General features: G+C 63.5%; 13 protein-coding genes. 8 read left to right on the forward strand and 5 right to left on the reverse strand.

Annotated elements, in window-relative coordinates; all coding sequences use genetic code 11:
* Window positions 1-10 precede the first annotated feature (10 nt).
* The 3 genes from BGP00_RS23250 to BGP00_RS23260 all read right to left on the reverse strand — a co-directional run bounded on the left by BGP00_RS23250 (window position 11) and on the right by BGP00_RS23260 (window position 6,192).
* Window positions 11-1,810, reverse strand: a complete 1,800-nt coding sequence (locus BGP00_RS23250) for an alpha-amylase family glycosyl hydrolase (protein WP_292691904.1) — start codon at window positions 1,808-1,810, stop codon at window positions 11-13.
* Window positions 1,807-3,327: a tryptophan halogenase family protein gene (locus tag BGP00_RS23255; RefSeq protein ID WP_292691906.1), complete on the reverse strand. Its 1,521-nt coding sequence runs from the start codon at window positions 3,325-3,327 to the stop codon at window positions 1,807-1,809. The genes BGP00_RS23250 and BGP00_RS23255 overlap by 4 nt, the downstream gene beginning before the upstream one ends.
* Window positions 3,328-3,399: 72 nt before the next feature.
* Window positions 3,400-6,192, reverse strand: a complete 2,793-nt coding sequence (locus BGP00_RS23260) for a TonB-dependent receptor (RefSeq protein WP_292691908.1) — start codon at window positions 6,190-6,192, stop codon at window positions 3,400-3,402.
* A gap of 239 nt (window positions 6,193-6,431) precedes the next feature.
* Here BGP00_RS23260 and BGP00_RS23265 point away from each other — a divergent pair, with 239 nt between their 5' ends.
* From BGP00_RS23265 to BGP00_RS23275, 3 genes are all read left to right on the forward strand, one after another.
* Window positions 6,432-7,466, forward strand: coding sequence for a LacI family DNA-binding transcriptional regulator (locus tag BGP00_RS23265; protein ID WP_292691910.1), 1,035 nt, complete (start codon window positions 6,432-6,434; stop codon window positions 7,464-7,466).
* A 196-nt stretch (window positions 7,467-7,662) separates the two neighbouring features.
* Window positions 7,663-9,147 (forward strand): MFS transporter, encoded by a 1,485-nt coding sequence (locus BGP00_RS23270; RefSeq protein ID WP_292691912.1) that lies wholly within the window; start codon window positions 7,663-7,665, stop codon window positions 9,145-9,147.
* 56 nt (window positions 9,148-9,203) lie between these two features.
* Window positions 9,204-10,406: a patatin-like phospholipase family protein gene (locus BGP00_RS23275; RefSeq protein ID WP_292691914.1), complete on the forward strand. Its 1,203-nt coding sequence runs from the start codon at window positions 9,204-9,206 to the stop codon at window positions 10,404-10,406.
* A 135-nt stretch (window positions 10,407-10,541) separates the two neighbouring features.
* Here the strand turns inward: BGP00_RS23275 and BGP00_RS23280 are convergent, their stop codons facing one another.
* On the reverse strand, window positions 10,542-10,913 hold the full coding sequence (locus BGP00_RS23280; RefSeq protein ID WP_168602173.1) for a hypothetical protein: 372 nt from the start codon (window positions 10,911-10,913) through the stop codon (window positions 10,542-10,544).
* A 279-nt stretch (window positions 10,914-11,192) separates the two neighbouring features.
* On the opposite strand from BGP00_RS23280, the gene BGP00_RS23285 reads away from it, so the two are divergent.
* The 3 genes from BGP00_RS23285 to BGP00_RS23295 are packed head-to-tail and all read left to right on the forward strand — an operon-like array spanning window position 11,193 to window position 14,316.
* Window positions 11,193-13,109 carry a TadE/TadG family type IV pilus assembly protein gene (locus BGP00_RS23285; protein WP_292691916.1) on the forward strand — a complete coding sequence of 639 codons (1,917 nt, stop codon included), beginning with the start codon at window positions 11,193-11,195 and terminating at the stop codon, window positions 13,107-13,109.
* The gene (locus tag BGP00_RS23290) at window positions 13,109-13,696 is read left to right on the forward strand and encodes a TadE/TadG family type IV pilus assembly protein (RefSeq protein ID WP_292691918.1); all 588 of its coding nucleotides are present in this window, start codon (window positions 13,109-13,111) and stop codon (window positions 13,694-13,696) included. Before BGP00_RS23285 ends, BGP00_RS23290 begins: the two co-directional genes overlap by 1 nt.
* A complete protein-coding gene (locus tag BGP00_RS23295) occupies window positions 13,693-14,316 on the forward strand; it encodes a pilus assembly protein TadE (RefSeq protein WP_292691919.1) in 624 nt (207 codons plus the stop codon). Before BGP00_RS23290 ends, BGP00_RS23295 begins: the two co-directional genes overlap by 4 nt.
* Before the next feature lie 257 nt (window positions 14,317-14,573).
* Here BGP00_RS23295 and BGP00_RS23300 read toward each other — a convergent pair whose 3' ends face one another.
* A complete protein-coding gene (locus tag BGP00_RS23300; RefSeq protein ID WP_292691921.1) occupies window positions 14,574-15,575 on the reverse strand; it encodes a LacI family DNA-binding transcriptional regulator in 1,002 nt (333 codons plus the stop codon).
* 166 nt (window positions 15,576-15,741) lie between these two features.
* On the opposite strand from BGP00_RS23300, the gene BGP00_RS23305 reads away from it, so the two are divergent.
* Both BGP00_RS23305 and BGP00_RS23310 read left to right on the forward strand, forming a co-directional pair.
* On the forward strand, window positions 15,742-16,428 hold the full coding sequence (locus tag BGP00_RS23305; RefSeq protein ID WP_292691923.1) for a response regulator transcription factor: 687 nt from the start codon (window positions 15,742-15,744) through the stop codon (window positions 16,426-16,428).
* The gene (locus tag BGP00_RS23310; protein ID WP_292691925.1) at window positions 16,416-17,795 is read left to right on the forward strand and encodes a HAMP domain-containing sensor histidine kinase; all 1,380 of its coding nucleotides are present in this window, start codon (window positions 16,416-16,418) and stop codon (window positions 17,793-17,795) included. The genes BGP00_RS23305 and BGP00_RS23310 overlap by 13 nt, the downstream gene beginning before the upstream one ends.
* Window positions 17,796-18,002 lie beyond the last annotated feature (207 nt).

Here is an 18,002-nt window from a genome sequence, read left to right on the forward strand (position 1 = left end):
TCGGGGGTCCTTACTGGGTGGCGGCGCAGATGGCATAGCCGAAAGCGGGCAGGCTGATGGTCGCGCTGCCCGGTGCGGCGGGCGCGGCGGGGCATGGGCCGGACAGGGCGTTAAAGCGCCCGGTGGCGGCCGCGACGGAAACCTGCGCGGTGATGGGTCGGTCGGAGGTGTTGAAGGCCAGCAGCACCTCGGCCCCGGTCTTGGGATCGAGGCGCGAGACGGCAAATAGGCCCGGCCCCTCGCCCGAGGCGCGCAGGATCGTCCGCCCGCCCCAGAGCGCCGGGGTAGACTGGCGGATCTGCGCAAGGCGGGCGATGGCCTGATACAGCGGGTGGCCGGGCGTGAAATTGGCGGCGGCGGTGGTGGAGGCGGTGCCCACCAGCACATCCTGATTATATTCCGCCACCTTGCTGGCGAACATATCCTGACGCGAGGATTGATCGCCCCCGCGCCCGGCAAATCCCTGTTCATCGCCATAATAGATGGTCGGCACGCCGCGCAGCGTCAGCAGCATCGCATGGCCCAGCAGGTCGCGCGCCAGCCATTCCTGCGCGCCAATCCCCGGCCTGGCCTCACGCAGGGCCATGGCGAAACGGCCATTGTCGTGATTGCCAAGGAAAGTGGGCAGGCGCAGCGCGCCCCTTGGCCCATAGAGCGCATCGTCATCGACCATGCGGGCCAGTTCCTGCGTGCCGGTCCTGCCGCTTGCCGCATCGGTGGCCGCGCGCATGAAGGCAAAATCCAGCACCGCAGGCAGGCCCGCGCGATACACCCATCCGGCCAGCAGCGCCGGATCATAATCGCCCGTCGCCACCTCGCCAAAGATGTGGAAATTGGGGATGCCGCGCGCCCGCGCCCGCGCCTGTATGGCGGGGACAAAGGCGCGCCAGAATTGCGGGTTCACATGCTTGGCCGTGTCGATCCGATAGCCGTCAATGCCGAAACGGTCGATCCAGCTGCCGTAGATCTCGATGAACCCTTTGACCACGCGCGGGTTTTCCGTGGCCAGATCGTCCAGCCCGACGAAATCGCCATATTGCGCGCTCTCGCCCTTCCAGTCGGTGTCGCCGCGATTGTGATACCAGATGGGATTGTTGAGCCAGGCCGGGTTCTTCACCCTCTCCTCGCCGCGCGGCACATAAGGCGTATAGGCAAAACCCGGATCGGTCATATGCACCCAGTTGGCGGGGCGCGCATCATCATCGCCCGCAAACCCAGCATTGATCGGCGCGCCCGCAACCCCGCCCCGGCGCGAAAAGGGATAATCGGCCTTCGAACGATAGGGCGCGGCGGCATCGCCCGCCTCGCGGTATTGGATGACATCGGCGGTGTGGTTGACGATGATGTCCATATAGACCTTCATCCCCCGCGCATGGGCCGCCTCTACCAGCGCGGCGAAATCGGCATCGCTGCCGAAATGCGGATCGACATGCAGGAAATCGGTGATCCAATAGCCGTGATAACCCGCGCTTTCATGGCCCTTGGCCCCCTGCACCGGCTTGTTCCTGAAAATCGGTCCGACCCAGATCGCGCTGGCGCCCAGCCCCTGAATATAATCAAGCCGCGCGGTCAGCCCTTTGAGGTCGCCGCCATGATAGAAGCCCTTGTCCGCAGGGTCGAACCCATGGGTCAGCCGATCGCCCGCGATGCCGCCCGTATCATTGGCCGGATCGCCATTGGCAAAACGGTCGGGCAGCACGAAATAGATCACTTCCTGTTCCGGCGTGCGAGCGCGCAGGTCGGACAGGGGCGTGCCTTGCGCGGCGGACGCCGCCAGCGCGGCCAGAGCCATGGTCAAAGCGCGCCTCATGCCATCACCTTTTGCGCCATGGGGGCCGCGCAATGGCGGGCGATATAGTCGGCATGGGAAGGATATTGCCCCACCTCTCTGGTATAGAGCGCCGAGATGAGTTCGAGATAATCGCGCAAATCCGCCTCCGGAATGGCCTCGGCCATGGCATGGCTGGCGGCCGGAATGATGCCCTGTGCGGCCATCACCTGAAACCAGCCCACCTCGCTGAACAATTCCTCGCCCTCGCGGAAAATCTGGCCCGAAGCGGCGAAGAGGTCGATCTTGGCGCGCAGGCTGTCGGGCAAGTCCACCGCGCGGCAGGCCTGCCAGAACGGCTCCTCGCGCCGGTTGGCCCAGTAATGCAGGATGATAAAATCGCGGATGCGCTGCATTTCAAAGGCGAACTGGGCGTTGAAGGCATCGCGCGTGACCTGCGCCACCGGCCCGCCGGGCAGGAATTTGAGCAGGCGCGCAATCCCCGTCTGGATCAGATGGATCGAGGTCGATTCCAGAGGTTCAAGGAAACCGGAGGACAGGCCGATGGCGATGACATTGGCCTTCCACGCCTCGCGGCGGCGGCCGGTGGTAAAGCGGATCGGGCGGGGCGCGGTGATCGCGCCGCCTTCGAGGCTGCTGACCAGTTCGTCATGCACCGCATCATCGGTTATGAAATCGCTGCAATAAACGCGGCCATTGCCGGTGCGATGCTGCAAGGGAATGCGCCATTGCCAGCCCACCGGATGGGCGATGGCGCGCGTGTAGGGCACAAGATCGGCCAGACGCGGGCTTTGCACCGCCATCGCGCGGTCGCAGGGCAGCCAGCGGCGCCAATCCTCATAGGTCCCGCCCAGCGCATCGCCGATCAACAGGCCCCGCTGGCCGGAGCAGTCAATGAACAGATCGCCCGCAATCTCGCGCCCATCGGCAAGGCGCAGCACCGTGACATCCCCGGTCAGGCCATGACGGCGCACATCGGCAATCATCCCCTCGGTGCGCTTGACGCCCCGCGCCTCGGCATGGTCGCGCAGAAAGGCGGCATAGAGCCCCGCGTCGAAATGAAACGCATGGGGCATGGCGGGCACGGTCTGGGCCGTCAGCGGCGCGCCGTCATGCATCCGCCCGGCTCGCGCGGCGATGGTGTTGAGCGTGTAGGCCCCGGTCTCCTTGGCAAAACCCAGCCGCTTCGCCCGCGACCAGAAATGCTGAAACGCGCAAAGGCCCACATCGCGGCCCACATCGCCAAAAGCGTGGATATAACTGTGCTCCGGATGCAGCCAGCCATCAAAGGCGATGCCCAATTTATAGGTTGCCTGCGTGGCGCGCATGAAGGCTTTTTCATCAATGCCCAACGCCTTGTTGAACACATTGATATGCGGGATGGTCGCCTCGCCCACGCCGATCGTGCCGATCGCGTCGCTTTCCACCAGCTCGACAGTAAAGCCGTCATCCAGAAAATGACCCAGCGCAGCAGCCGTCATCCAGCCCGCCGTGCCGCCGCCCACAATGACGATGCGCTGTTGTGGCCTTTGGCTCATCCCGCAATTCCCGTTGGCTTATTATTGTAAAAGACGGGCGGAGCATCGCGCCCCGCCCGCGTCCTGTCGCGATCAGAACTTGTAGCTGACGCTCAGGTAATAGTCGCGGCCATAGCGCTGATAGTCGATCAACTGGCGCACATCATTGTTCTGATAGGTGATGAAAGGCCGGTCGGTCAGGTTCTTGGCCTGAAGCATGACCGCGAGGCCGTAGAGCTTCGATCCGGGCTGGAACTCATAGCCGATCTGGGCGTCCACAATCGCTTCGGCCTTGGCCTGACGATAGGTGGGGTTGGCCGAAAGGCCCGCCACTTCGGCCAGGAAGGTCGAGCGGAAGCGATAGTTCACCCGCGCCTGGAACCCGTGCTTTTCATAATAAAGCGCCGCGTTCTGCACCCAGTCCGACAGGCCCGGCAGGGTGATCGCCTGCCCCGGATTGCTGGCCAGATAGATCGTGCTGTCGGTATAGGACAGGCTGCCATAGAAGCCGAAACCATCCAGCTTGGGCGTCAGCAGCGAGAAGGGCAGCGAGAGCGTGCCTTCCACACCCTTTACATCGCCATGCCCGGTGTTGGCCGGCGCGTTGACCGTCCCCAGCGTGGTGCCCACCGCCGCGCGCTGGGCGGGCGTCAGGCTGCTGAGCGCAGAGGAGAAATCATAGATAAAATTGTTCGACGGATCGACGAACTGGGTCAGCTTCTTGTAATAGCCCGCCACCGAGACATAGCCGCCCTTGCGGAAATAGCGCTCCAGCGAGAGGTCGATGTTGGTCGAGTGATAGGGGCGAAGCTGGGCATTGCCGCCGGTCGAGCTGAACACCGATTGGCCCGGCGTGGTCGAACCCAGACGGGTGGGGTCGATGTTGAACTCCTGATTGACGCGCAACTGATCAAGGCGCGCGCGCACCATCGTGTGCGAGGCCGAGAACTTGACGAACATCGAAGGGTCCATTTCCAGCGACAGGTTCAGGCTGGGCAGGAAATTGGTGTATTTCGCGCCGCCTGTGGCCGGATAAAGCGTGACCGCGCCATTCGAGAAGTTCGAGATCGAACCATCCGAGCTCTGGTTGGTGTGGACCACCTGTGCGCCGATGCTGCCTGTCAGGCGCTTGCCCGCCACATCGCCGTCCAGCTTGAGCATGGCATAGCCGGTGATGACATTTTCGGTCACCGAATTGTCGCGCACCAGCGAGACGGGGCGATTGTCATAGGCCGCATTAAAGCTGTTGTTATACAGATACATCGGATCGAGCGCGAGCATCTTGGGCACGCCCAGATAATCCAGCGCCACCGAACCGAGCACCGCCGCGCTGGGCACCGGGGCAAAGGTGGTGGTGCCGCTCGACACGGTGCAATTGGTGCCCGCGCCCTTGGGGCAGAGGAAGTAGGAGAGGAAGTTCGACACCTTCTTGCGGCGCGAATAGTTCACACCCACTTCCCAGCCGGAAATGACATTGCCGCCGCCGAATTTGCCATCCAGGCTGGCGCGCAGGGCCAGCAGGTCATCCTTGAAATTGGGCTTGTTGAGGAAGCCCGCCTGAACCACGGCGGTCGTGCCGTTATAGCCCCAGCCGCGCGGGTCGGTGATGCCGAACAGGCCGGTGTTCGAATAATCCAGCGTCGGCACGATCGAGAAAGTGCCGTTGGGATTGGCGCTGATCTTGAGCGTGTCGGAGGCGCCCGCCGAATTGTATCCGGTGCCGGTATAGGTTTCGAGCAGGAAGTCGGTGCGCTTGGCCGTGCTGTAGCTGGCGTCGAGCGTGATGTGGGTGTCCTCGGCCACCGTCCACACGCCGTTCCACCCGGCCGAGAAATTGTCCGCAGTGCGCTCGTTCAGGTCATTGCGCTGCACCGCATGGACGCCGGTAAGCGTGGCGTTGGTGACCAGACCGTTGGTGGTGGTATAGCCCGGCTGGATCGTGGCGCCCGAACCCCATGTCGGGGCAATCGGGAATTCGATACCGCGCAGGTGCTGGGTTTCCTTGAACTTGGAATAGAGCAGGTCGAGCGTGGAATGGAAATTGTCGCTGGGCGCCCATTCGACCGTCACCACGCCGCCATAGCGCTTGAGCATGTTCGACTGCACATAGGGCTTGGCCCCGCCAAGGAACAGCGCGCCGCCCGCAGCCGGGTCATTGGGGAAGCCCCAGGCGTTGTAGCGCTCGTTCTGCGAAGGGGCCTGGGTGGCCGACAGGCCGATGGCGATGCCCCACTTGTCGTCGGCAAACTTGTCGACATAGGCGGCCGAGGCGCGGAAGCCCTTGTTGTCGCTGTCAGGGTTGAGCGCCTTGATGCCGTTCATCTGACCGCGCAGCTGCACCGCGATGATGCGGTCCTTCTGCGCCAGCGGGCGCAGCATGCGCAGGTCCACCGTGCCCGACACGCCCGCCGCGATCAGCCCGGCATTGGCGGCCTTGTAAACCACCACATTCTTGAAGAATTCCGACGGATACTGGTCATATTCCACGCCGCGATTGTCGCCCACGGTCACCTGTTCGCGGCCGTTGAGCAGCGTGGTGCCGAAATCGGGGCCAAGGCCGCGGATCGAGAGGCGCTGGTCGCGCCCTTCCAGACGCTGGGCCGTGACGCCGGGCAGACGGGCCAGCGAATCCGCAATCGACACGTCAGGCAATTTGCCGATGTCTTCGGCCGAAATGGATTCCACGATCACCGGCGAACGGCGCTTGAGCGAGGCCGAGGCATCGAGCGAGGCGCGGATGCCCGTCACCACGATCGCCTGGTCATTGGCCGCCGGCTCAGGCGCGGCCTGCTGGGCCTCGGCCAGCGCCGGAAAGATGAAAGCAGACACGGCAATGCATGCGGCGGACGCACCAAGGCGCCCCGCCTTGAAGCTGCGGAAGCTCATGATATTCCTCTCCTGATCATACCGGCTGCGCATGGATGACACACGGTCCATGCGCGCAGGCTTCGTCCCGGCATAGGGCACCCCTGCCCCTTGGTTCCGGTCAACGTGGAGCCCGTTTACAGCGGGGACGGCCGAGAACAAAAGATGGCATACGTATACCCATATTATGCGCAATCGGGTAATGTTGCTCTAAGGCCACGCAAGAGCCAGTCGGGAAGCACACGCATCATGGGGGGATCATGGGGCAAAAACGATCGAACAAACCTACCAGCTTTGACATCGCCTATCGCGCGGGCGTGTCCCAGCCCACGGTCAGCCGGGCGCTGCGCGGGTCGCGTTCGGTCAGCGCCGAGACGCGCGCGAGGATCGAGGCGATTGCCCGCGAACTGAATTACACGGTCGACAAAAACGCCTCCTCGCTGCGTTCACAGCGGGCCAACACGATTGCGCTGCTCTTCTTTGAAGAGCCCAGCGAGGATGATTCGCGCATCAATCCCTTCTTCCTCGCCATGCTCGGCTCGATCACACGCCAATGCGCCAATCGCGGGTTCGACCTGTTGATTTCGTTCCAGAAAATGGAGGATGACTGGCACACGCGCTATCAGGACAGCCACCGCGCGGATGGGCTGATCCTGCTCGGCTATGGCGATTACACGCAATACGAACAGCGCCTGACGGGGCTGGTGGCACAGGGCACGCGCTTTGTCCGCTGGGGCTCGGTGCGGCCCGACAATATCGGCGCGACCGTGGGCAGCGACAATTTCGGCGCGGGGCAGATGGCGGGCGAACACCTGATCGCGCAGGGCCGCCGCGACATCGCCTTTCTGGGGCAGGCCGACGAGCATTACCCTGAATTTTCCGACCGTTATCGCGGGCTTCAGGCGGCGCTGGCGCAAAGCGGACTGCCGGTGAACCCGGATTTGCAGATCGACGCGCTGACCACGGAGGAATCGGGCTATCTGGCCGCAAAGGCGCTGATTGCGCGGGGCGCGCGGTTTGACGCGATCTTTGCCGGATCAGACCTCATCGCCATCGGCGCGATGCGCGCGCTGTCCGAGGCGGGCCTGTCGGTGCCGGGCGATGTGGCGCTGATGGGCTTTGACGATATTCCGGCGGCGGGCATGACCAATCCTCCCCTGACCACGATGATGCAGGATCTGAAAGCGGCGGGCGCGTTGCTGATCGAAACCCTGCTGGCCCAGATCGAGGATCGCGCACTGCCCTCGCCCGTTCTGCCCACGCGGCTGGTGCGGCGCAAGAGTTGCGGGGGGTAAACGGCGCCGGGGGAAAGGGCCGGTGCCGCAAGCCTTGGCCGGATGGCCAAGGCGCACCTTACAAAGACTCGCCGCAGGCAAATCGCGAAGGCGATTTGCCAATCGAACATAAGGTATTCGTATACGTGATTGCCCCGCGCCCCGGTCCATGCAACGCCGGGCGCAACAAACAGACCACCACGCGGAAGGGGAAATCATGTCGGGCAAGCCCAAACTTGGCTGGGCCGGGCTGTGCAATGTCAGCTTTGGCTTTTTCGGCATCCAGATCGGCTTTGCCCTGCAAAATGCCAATATGAGCCGCGTTTTTCAGTCGCTTGGCTCCTCGATCGATGATCTGCCCGCGTTGTGGATCGCCGCGCCTTTGACGGGCCTGCTGGTGCAGCCGGTGATCGGGCATCTGTCGGACCGCACATGGCTGGGGCGGCTGGGACGGCGGCGGCCCTATTTTCTGGCGGGCGCCGTGCTGGCCTGTCTGGCGCTGCTGGTCATGCCGCTGCAAGGCATGTTGCTGGGCGCGGCCATGCTGCTCTGGCTGCTCGACGCCAGTCTGAATGTGGCGATGGAACCGTTCCGGGCCTTTGTCGGCGATATGCTGGACAAGAGCCAGCATACGGCGGGCTATGCGGTGCAGACCGCTTTTATCGGCGCGGGCGCGGTGGTGGGGTCGCTGTTTCCCTCGCTGCTCGATGCGCTGGGCGTGGCCAATGTCGCGCCGACGGGGCAGATCCCCGACACGGTGCGCTACAGTTTCTGGGCGGGCGGCGCGATCCTGCTGGCGGCGGTCTTGTGGACTGTGCTGAACACGCAGGAATATTCGCCCGCGCAAATGGAGGCTTTCGGCGAGGAGTCCGCCCTCGACACCGGCCCCGACCTTGCGTTGGCGGCGCGTTCGCCGGTTGGGGCGCTGCCGTGGATCGGCGCCGGGGGCGTACTGGCGGGTTGCGTCGCACATTGGGCGCTGGCCAAGGAGCTTTATCTGCTGGCCGGGTTGATGGCCGCCTATGGCGTCGCGCTGGCCACCGCGATCCTGCTGGCGCGCGCGGGGCGCACCACTCTGCTCTCCAGCGTGGTGGGCGATTTTGCCGGTATGCCGCCGCTGATGAAGCGCCTCGCGCTGGTGCAGTTCTTCAGTTGGTCGGCGCTGTTCATCATGTGGATCTATACCACGCCCATCGTCGCCCAATATCATTTCGGCGCCACCGACCCGGCCAGTCCGGCCTATCAGGCGGCGGCCAATTATGTCGGGCGGCTGTTCTCGATCTATAATGGCGTGGCCGCGCCCGCCGCGCTGATCGTGCTGCCATGGCTCGCCCGGCGCATCGGCAAGGCGCGCACCCATGCGGTCAGCCTGATCGCCGGGGCGGCGGGCTTTGGCTCCTATCTGGTCCTGCGCGATCCGGCGTGGTTGCAGGTCAGCGAAGTGGCCATCGGTCTGGCATGGGCTTCTATTCTGGCGATGCCCTATGCGATGCTGGCCTCCAGCCTGCCGCAGTCCAAGCTTGGCGTGTCGATGGGCCTGTTCAATGTCTTTGTCGTGGTGCCGCAATTGCTGGTGGCAACGGTGATGCATACGGTGATGAACGCGTTTTTCCCCGGCGCGCCGGTGTGGACCATGGCTTTTGCCGCCGCCACGCTGATGCTGGCCGCGCTGGCCACGCTGACCTTACGCGGAGTGGATTGAATAGCGGCCATTAACCGCTACCTTGAAAGGCGCGATCATCAAGGAGCCGCCCGCCCATGCCCCGAATGCGCCGCTGGAAAGCCCCCGTCACCCATGCCAGAGGCAATGGCACGCCCTTTGAAACCGTGGCGCTGCTGCTGCAAGGCGGGGGCGCCTTGGGGGCCTATCAGGCGGGCGTTTACGAGGCCTTGGCCGAACGGGACATCGAGCCGGGCTGGATCGCGGGCATTTCCATCGGCGCAATCAACAGCGCGATCATCGCGGGCAATGCGCCCCATGCGCGCGTGGGCCAATTGCGCCGCTTTTGGGAAGGCGTGTCGGGCCGCTCAACCGCATGGGCGCCATGGCTGGCAACGCTTGGCTTGTCGCATCTGGCGGTGAACCCGCATCTGCGCGGCGCGATCAACCAGATGGCGGCGGGGCAAGTGTTGATGCAGGGCGCGCCGGGCTTCTTCAGCCCCCGCCTGATCCCACCCTTTTTCCAGCCCGACAAGACCGCCGAGGCGACCAGTTGGTATGACACCAGCCATCTGTATTCGACGCTGGAAAGTCTGGTCGATTTCGACCGCATCAACGCACGCCAAACCCGGTTCAGCGTGGGCGCGGTCAATGTGCGCACCGGCAATTTCAAATATTTCGACAATGCCCAATGCACGATCCGGCCCGAACATATCATCGCCTCGGGCGCGCTGCCGCCCGGTTTTCCGGCGGTGGAAGTCGATGGCGAATATTACTGGGACGGCGGGCTGGTGTCGAACACGCCGCTCGACTGGGTTTTGTCGTCCGACTCGCGGCTCGACACGCTGGTGTTTCAGGTCGATCTGTGGAGCGCGCGCGGCCATATGCCCGGCGACATGGCGGCCGTCGCCTCGCGCATGAAGGAAATCCAATATTCCAGCCGCACCCGCGCCGCCACCGACATGTTTCGCGAGCGGCAGGAATTGCGCAACGCCTTTCGCAAGCTGGCCGCAACGATGACGCCCGAGCAACTGGCCAGCGCCGAGGGCAAGCTGTTGATGGAGGCCACCGATCCGGCGCGCTATAATATCGTGCAGATGGTCTATCAGTCGCCCAATTACGAAGGCGATTACAAGGACTATGAATTCAGCCGCCAGACGATGGAGGACCATTGGCGCAGCGGCTATGAGGACGCCGCCCATACGCTGGCCCAGCGCGAGGTGCTGGAATTGCCAACCGACCCTTCCGGGCTGGCGGTGTATGATTTCACCAGTCCGGGAGGACATGCGGGGCGGCATTAACATGCATCCGGCGGGTGCTTTTTGAATGCCTCCGGCGGGCAAAGGGACTTGTCCCTTTGCAATCCCGTTACTGTCCTTGCGCCTTGACGGCAGCGTGAGACGCTATGGGATTAAAAGCCGCTTTGCGGCAGAGGGTCAGCGCTGTTCGACGCTGCGCTCGACATTAACGGCGGCCACCTTGTCGCCGCTCAGGTTGAGCTGCATGTCCCAGGTTGCATAAGTATCCACCACATCGTCGACCGAAATGCGTTCACGGTAAAAGCAATCGACCGTATCGCCGCGCACCGCGCCGCAATGCGCGCCCGCCTGACGCAGCATCGCCACGCCGCCGCGCGCATCCGCGCCCACCGGCACCGCGCGGCGCACCGCGTCATAGCCGGCCTCGGGCACGCCATTGCGAACATATTCATTTTCAAAGAGGTGGAAATCCAGACCCGGCCCGGCCGCCTGCACAGGCGCGCCAGACAGCAGCGACACGGCAAAAGCCCAAGCCAACAGGTTCTTCATGATGATCTCCATGTAAGGAAGCCGACTCCGACGATATGCGGGGTGGCGGCCAATCGGGGTGGCGCCGATTTACGCCTATTCCGGCCATACTCAAACTCGATTCCTGCATCCGCAGTTGCAAAACCGGTGCATGTCCGGGGTCGTCAATAGGCCCGCAATACAGCCTCGCGACGCCCAAGTTCCGATAATTTATGAATCTTTAAGCGTTAACCACTAGGGGAAACCATCAGGCGTCCTTCCGGGTGCGCATCTTGTCCGCTGAAACAAGGCCCGATTTTCATGCTGCAACCCCAGCCCTTCCTGCGCCGACTGGCCCATGACCGGCGCGGCAATGTGCTGATGCTGGCCTCCGCGATCATGTTCGTGCTGACCGCGCTGATCGGCGGGGCGGTGGATCTGAGCCTTGTCTATCGCGCACAGAACCGGCTTCAGGGCGCGTGCGATGCCGGTGTGCTGGCCGCCCGGCGCGCGGTCACCACCAATGGGCTGGACGCCACCGCGATCGCGCAGGGCAAATCCTATTTCAACGTCAACTATACCGACGCCCAGCAAGGCACCAAGAGCACCGCCTTTGCCCTGACCACGCCGGATAACGGCATCACCGTCAACGGCACGGCCAGCACCACCGTACCGCTGCGGATCATGGCGCTCTTCGGGCGCTACACCTATAATGTCAGCCTGACCTGCGGATCGACGCAGAGCATCGGCAATTCCGATATCGTCTTCGTGCTGGACACCACTGGGTCGATGTCGGATTCCTATAACGGCACGGTCAAGATCACCGGCCTGCAGACCGCGCTCAAGAATTTCAACACGACCATCATCAATGCCACGGCGGGCACAAATGCCCGCGTGCGCTATGGCTTTGTGCCCTACAGCAGCTCGGTCAATGTCGGGCGCCTGCTCTACAATCTGAACCCGTCCTATCTGGTCAACACCTACGGCGTCCAAAGCCGGGTGCCACAGTTCGAGACGGTCAATTACGGCGTTTACAACGGGCGCACGATAAAAACCTCGGAGGAGGTCTACAGCGCCAACAGCACGCCCGCCCTCTATTCCAGCAGCGCCTATGGCAGCCAGAGCGCCTGCCTCTCGGCCCTGCCCGCCGCCACGGCATGGGCCAACAATGGTTCATCCACCGCAACCAGCGGTTATGTGGCCACGGGCAATTATTCCTATTATGCCAATATCAGCAACCAGCCCAAGCGGCGGACTTTATATACTTGCACACGTTCGGGTGACAGCTATTACCAATATTATTACTACGCCAATCTGACGCTCAAGACCTACAGCTACACCGGCTTCACCACCCCGGCGACCACTTCCAGCGCCAGCGTCTTCGACCATTTCGACTATATGCTGGTCAATATGGATGTCAGCACGTTCAAGACCTTTGCCAACGCCACCACCAATACCGGCTCGAACGGCACATCGCTGACATCCTCGTGGGATGGCTGCATCGAGGAGCGCTATACTGTCTCGGACCCGACCTTTACCTACAGTTCGCTGACCGACCGCATTTCACCCACCAGTGCCACCGACCTCAACATAGACATGGCGCCCACCAGCGATGATGCCACCAAATGGGCGCCGATGTGGCCCGATGTGGCCTATTATCGCGGCACCAGCAGCAGCAGTTCCATTCTGAGCACATCGGGGTCGCAAGCCTATTCCTATTGCCCGGCGGCGGCGCGCACGCTCGCAACGATGACCCAGACCGATTTCACCAATTACGTCAACTCACTGACCCCGGCGGGCAGCACCTATCACGACATCGGCATGCTGTGGGGCGCGCGGCTGATTTCGGCGACCGGGATCTTTGCCAGCAATGTGACCGAAGTGCCCACCAACGGCGGCAATGTCACGCGCCACATCATCTATATGACCGACGGCGAACCCAATGCGAACTATTCGATCCAGCAGGCCTATGGGATCGAATACCATGACCGTCGCATCACCGACGATGGTTACAGCAATGATGACAACCGCCATATCGCCCGTTTCCGCGCGCTGTGCGATGCGATCAAGGGACGCGGGGTGCGCATCTGGGTGATCGGCTACTCCACCAGCCTATCGAGCGACCTATCCTATTGCGCCTCGCCCGACAGCGGCTTTACCGCCAACAGCGCCAGCGAACTCAACAGCGCGTTTCAGCAGATCGCCAAGACCGCCAGCGCCTTGCGGGTGGCCAGTTGATGACACGGCGGCTTGCCCATCTCTGGCGCGACCGGCGCGGGGCCACGGCGGTGGAATATGCCTTCGTCCTGCCGATCCTGTTGGTGATGATGATGGGCATCGGCTATTTCGGCCAGATGTTCTATGGCCGCGCGCTGCTCAATGGCGCGGTGCGTCAGGCCGCGCGCGATGCCACGCTGGAAAACGCCAACACCACCACGCTGGACCAGAACGTGGCCAAGGTCCTGGCCCCGGCGCTGCCCGGGGTGACGGTCACCTCGACCCGCAAGTCCTATTATGATTTCACCGACATCGGCCGCGCGGAAAAATGGACCGATTCCAATGCCAACGGCCGCTGTGACAATGGCGAGCCCTATACGGACGAGAACGGCGACGGATCGTGGAATTCGGACATTGGCGCAGCGGGCAATGGCGCAGCGGGCGACATCATCGTCTATACCGCCACGGCCAGCTATACGCCGATGTTCAGCGTCCCTTTCATGAAAAGCATGTGGGGCAAGGTCACGCTGAACGCCACGGCGGTGCGCCGCAACCAGCCCTGGGCCGCGCAGGTCGCCTATGGTTCGGCCACAAGGACCTGCACATGAAATGGTGCGCCCTCCTGCGCCGCCTGCGCCGCGATTGCTCGGGCGTCTCGATCATCGAGCTGGGCGCCACCATGCCCGTGCTGCTGGTCATCGGCCTCTATGGCATCGAGATGGCGAACATGACCATCACGAGCCTCCAGGTAAACCAGATCGCCATGTCCACCGCCGACAATGCCTCGCGCCTTGAACAGAGCAGCACGTCGAGCGTCAGCCCGACCGTGACCGAAACCGAGGTCAATTCGGTGCTGACCGGCGCGGTGCAGGAAGGCAAGAGCATCAACCTGAGCACCAAAGGCAAGGTCATCATCTCCAGCCTCGAACTCAATTCGAGCACCGGCAAGCAATATATCCACTGGCAACGCTGCACCGGCAGCATGACCGCCGCATCTGCCTATGGCGCCGAAAGTGCGGTGGTGACCGGCATGGGCCCAACCGGCAACCAGGTGACAGCCGCCAGCGGCATGGCCGTAATGTTCGTCGAGGTCTATTACCAGCAATCCGGCCTGTTCGGATCGATGTTCGTCAAGCCGATGACTTTGCGTCAAGAAGCGGCCTTCCTCATCCGCGATTCACGCAATCTGACGGCGGGGTTGTCGGGGACCAAGACGGCGACTTGTTGATCGCAGGTTTGGTTTTTTTGGAGGTGCCTCCGGCGGGCAAAGGGACTGGTCCCTTTGCAATCCCGTTACTGTCTATGTTGCGCTATGGGTTCAGGCATAGCTGATATGCGCAAGGTTGAAAATGAAAGCCTGCGGCGATTTAAACAGCACCTCGCCGCGCCGCAGGCTTTAAAACCCCGCCCGAAACCCAACCCCGCCCCCCATTAATGGGATTGCAAAGGGCCCCCGCCCTTTGCCCGCCGGAGGCATAAACCCCCTCAAGCCGACATCCGCTCCACCAGTTCCGGCTCCATCACCACGCTCTGCGTCTCCTCGCCCGCGATGCGGCGCATCAGCATGTCGACCAGATGCTCTGCCCCGGCAACCAGATCCTGGCTGATGGTGGTCAGGCTGGGCACGGTATGTTCGGAGAGCGGCAGGTTGTCATAGCCCACCACGCGCACGTCGCCGGGCACCGAGAGGCCCACTTCGGCGAGCCCGCGCAGCGTCGTCATCGCGATCACGTCGGAGGCGGCCACGATCCCGTCGGGTCGGTGCGAAGCATCGCCCAGATAACGGGCAATATCGGCATAGGCCAATTCGGCCACCAGATGGGCTGGGACCACGTCGGCCTGATCCAGCCCGGCCTGCGCCAGCGCAGCTTGCACACCGTCCAGTCGCTGGGTTATTTCCAGCGCGCGCGGATCGCCGAAAAAGGCGATCTTACGACACCCATGCGCAATCAGATGCCGCGCCGCCATCTGCCCGCCCAGATAGTTGTCGCTGCCGACGCTGCAATGGACCTGCCCTTCCTTATGCCCGCCCCAGACCACCAGCGCGCGATAATCGCGCGCCACCTCGTCAAGGGTCGCGGCCTGATCCGATTGGCCCAGCACGATCAGCCCATCGACCCGCCCCGATGTCGCCACCCTTTCCAGCCAGCCGGTATCCTGCGGAATCACCCGGCTGAGCAGCAGATCATAGCCCCGCTCGGTCAGTTTATCGGCCAGCATCGCCAGCATGGTGATGAAGAAAGGATCGGAAATCGGCTGTCCCGCCTCATGGCCCAGCGGGATCAGCACGCCGATCGCCCCGGTCTTCTGGATGCGCAGGTTGCGCGCCATCACATTGGGGCGAAAGCCATATTCGCGCGCCAATGCCTGAATCCGCTCGCGCGTGGCCTGGCTGATCAGTTCAGAGCCTGCCAGCGCGCGCGATACCGTACCGGCCGAAACCCCGGCCAGTTCGGCCAGTTCCTTGATGTTCCTAACCCTCTGCATGGCTTTTCCCACCCTGCCCCACACGCCAACTCAACAGGAAATCTGCCCCTTGGCAAGCAAAAGCGCGGATCGCCGCCGCGCGGCATGGGCAAAGAAAATGCGCGCCTGCATCCCACGCGTCCATGCGCATCCGCGAAAATGTCACAAAACCGTCGCATCAGGGGCCATGACTCAAAAACCTGTTCTTGTTGTCGAGGATGATCCGATCATTGCGGGGGTGATCTGCCGCAGTCTGGCGGCATGGGGTCACCCCTCGCTCCACGCGCTGACCGGGCGCGAGGCGCTGGCGCTCGAACGCGAAGGCGCGGTGGGCGCGATCATTCTGGACCGGATGCTGCCCGATATCGGCGGGATAGAGATCCTGTCGCAATGGCGCGCATCGGGGTGCAACACACCGGTGCTGATGCTTTCCGCGCTCGGCTCGGTGCAGGACCGGGTCGAAGGGCTGAAAGCGGGGGCCGACGATTATCTGACCAAGCCCTTTGACGATGCCGAACTGGAGGCGCGCCTTGCCGCGATCTGTCGGCGCAACCAGCGCAAGGGCGATGATCTGGCCGTGGGGCGTCTGCGGCTGGACAATGCCGCGCACCGGGCCTTTCTGGGCGATGCGGGCATTGATCTCAACCGCAAGCAGTTTTCGATGCTGGCCTATCTGATGCGCCATGCCGACCGGGTGGTGACGCGGGCGATGCTGCTGGAAAATGTCTGGGGCTATGCCTTTGATCCGGCCACCAATATCGTGGAAAGCAACCTGTCGCGCCTGCGCGGGCGGCTTCAGGCGCTGGGCTGCGATGCGGTCGAAACGCTGCGCGGCGAAGGCTATGTTCTGCGTTCGGCCAAATGCGGGGCCTGACCTTTCTGGCCCAGCCGCGCATCGGGCGACTGGCAGGGCAATTCGGGCTGGCCTTTGCGCTGGCGATGGCGGGGGCCGGCGCGCTGCTCTACTGGCAGGCGCGCGCGCAGATCGACGATGAGGTCGAAACCTCGCTGCGCCGCGAACAGGCGCGCATTCTGGTGCCCGGCGCGCCGCAGGACACCGCCAGCATCGCCCGCCGCCTCAATGCCCTGACCGGCGGGCGCGTGATCAGCGACAAGGGGCATATGCTGCTGGCCCCCGATGGCCGCGCGATCTGGGGCCGGATCGAGATGGCCCCGCCGCTGTCTCTGCCCCTGCCGGGCTTTACCGATGTGCGCTTCCGCGATGGCCGCCCCGATTGGCGCGAGGGCCATGCGCTGACCGCGCGCCTGCCCGACGGCGCGCGGCTGGTCATCATCGAACATTCCGAGGCGGTGGAAAATATCCACGCCATGCTGCCGCGCACCGCGCTCATTCTGGTCATCATCAGCATCGTCGTGGGCAGCGGGGCAGCATGGCTGTTTTCCGCGCTGATCGCCCAGCGATTGGCCCGCACGATGGCCGCCGCCGATGCGCTGGCGCGCGGAGACCTCGGCCAGCGCATTCCCGATGCCGGGCTGGACGGCGTGTTTGCGCAACAGGTGGCTGGGCTCAACCGGATGATCGAACGCATGGCCGATATGGTCCACAGCCAGCGCCAGTTCGCCAGCCATCTGGCCCATGACCTGCGCACGCCGCTGACGCGCCTGCGCGCCCTGTTGCAGGCCGACAGGGAGCATACGGACGCCGCCGGGCGGCAATTGCTGGAGCGGGCGGAGCGTGAATGCCGCTCGATCATCGCCATTTTCGATGCGCTGCTGCGCCTGTCCGAAATCGAGGCCGGGCGCCATCCCACCGCCATGGCCCCGCTGCCCTTGGCCCCGATCATCGAGGATGTGGCCGAAACCATGGAGCCAGTGATTGCGGATGCGGGCAGCAGGCTGGAGATCGGCGCGCTGTTTCCCGCCACGATCCGGGGCGACGTTGGGCTGGTGCATCAATTGCTGGTCAATCTGCTCGACAATGTGGCGCTTCACACACCCGCGCAGACCTGCGCCACCATCAGCCTCGGCCTTGCCGGAGACGAGGCGATCATCACCATCGCCGACAATGGCCCCGGCATCGCCGAGGCCCAGCGCGACCGGGTCATGCAGCCCTTTGAACGGGGTGCGGCCTCGAATCGGCCGGGCAGCGGGCTGGGGCTGGCGATTGCCGACGCCATCATGCGTTTTCACGACGGATCGCTCGAACTGGCCGACAATGGGCCGGGGCTGGCGGTACGGTTGCATTTTCCGCTGTTGGTCGCGGGCGTGACAACATTCTAAATTTGCAATCTTGCCCGCTTTGCGGGCCTGCCCCGTTGCTTCGTCACATATCCGTCATCGCTCGCACCTAACCGCCGCTCGTGTCCGGTGGGTTCAAGGATCGGGCAAAACGACAGCATGGATCATCCTCCCTCGCGCCCGTCCCGCTTCGGGCGGCGATGGCGGCTGCCTGTCCGGTCTGTGAGCCCGCCGCCGGAATAGAGATCA

The sequence above is a fragment of the Novosphingobium sp. 63-713 genome, assembly GCF_001898925.1.
In the GTDB taxonomy this organism is placed as follows: domain Bacteria; phylum Pseudomonadota; class Alphaproteobacteria; order Sphingomonadales; family Sphingomonadaceae; genus Novosphingobium.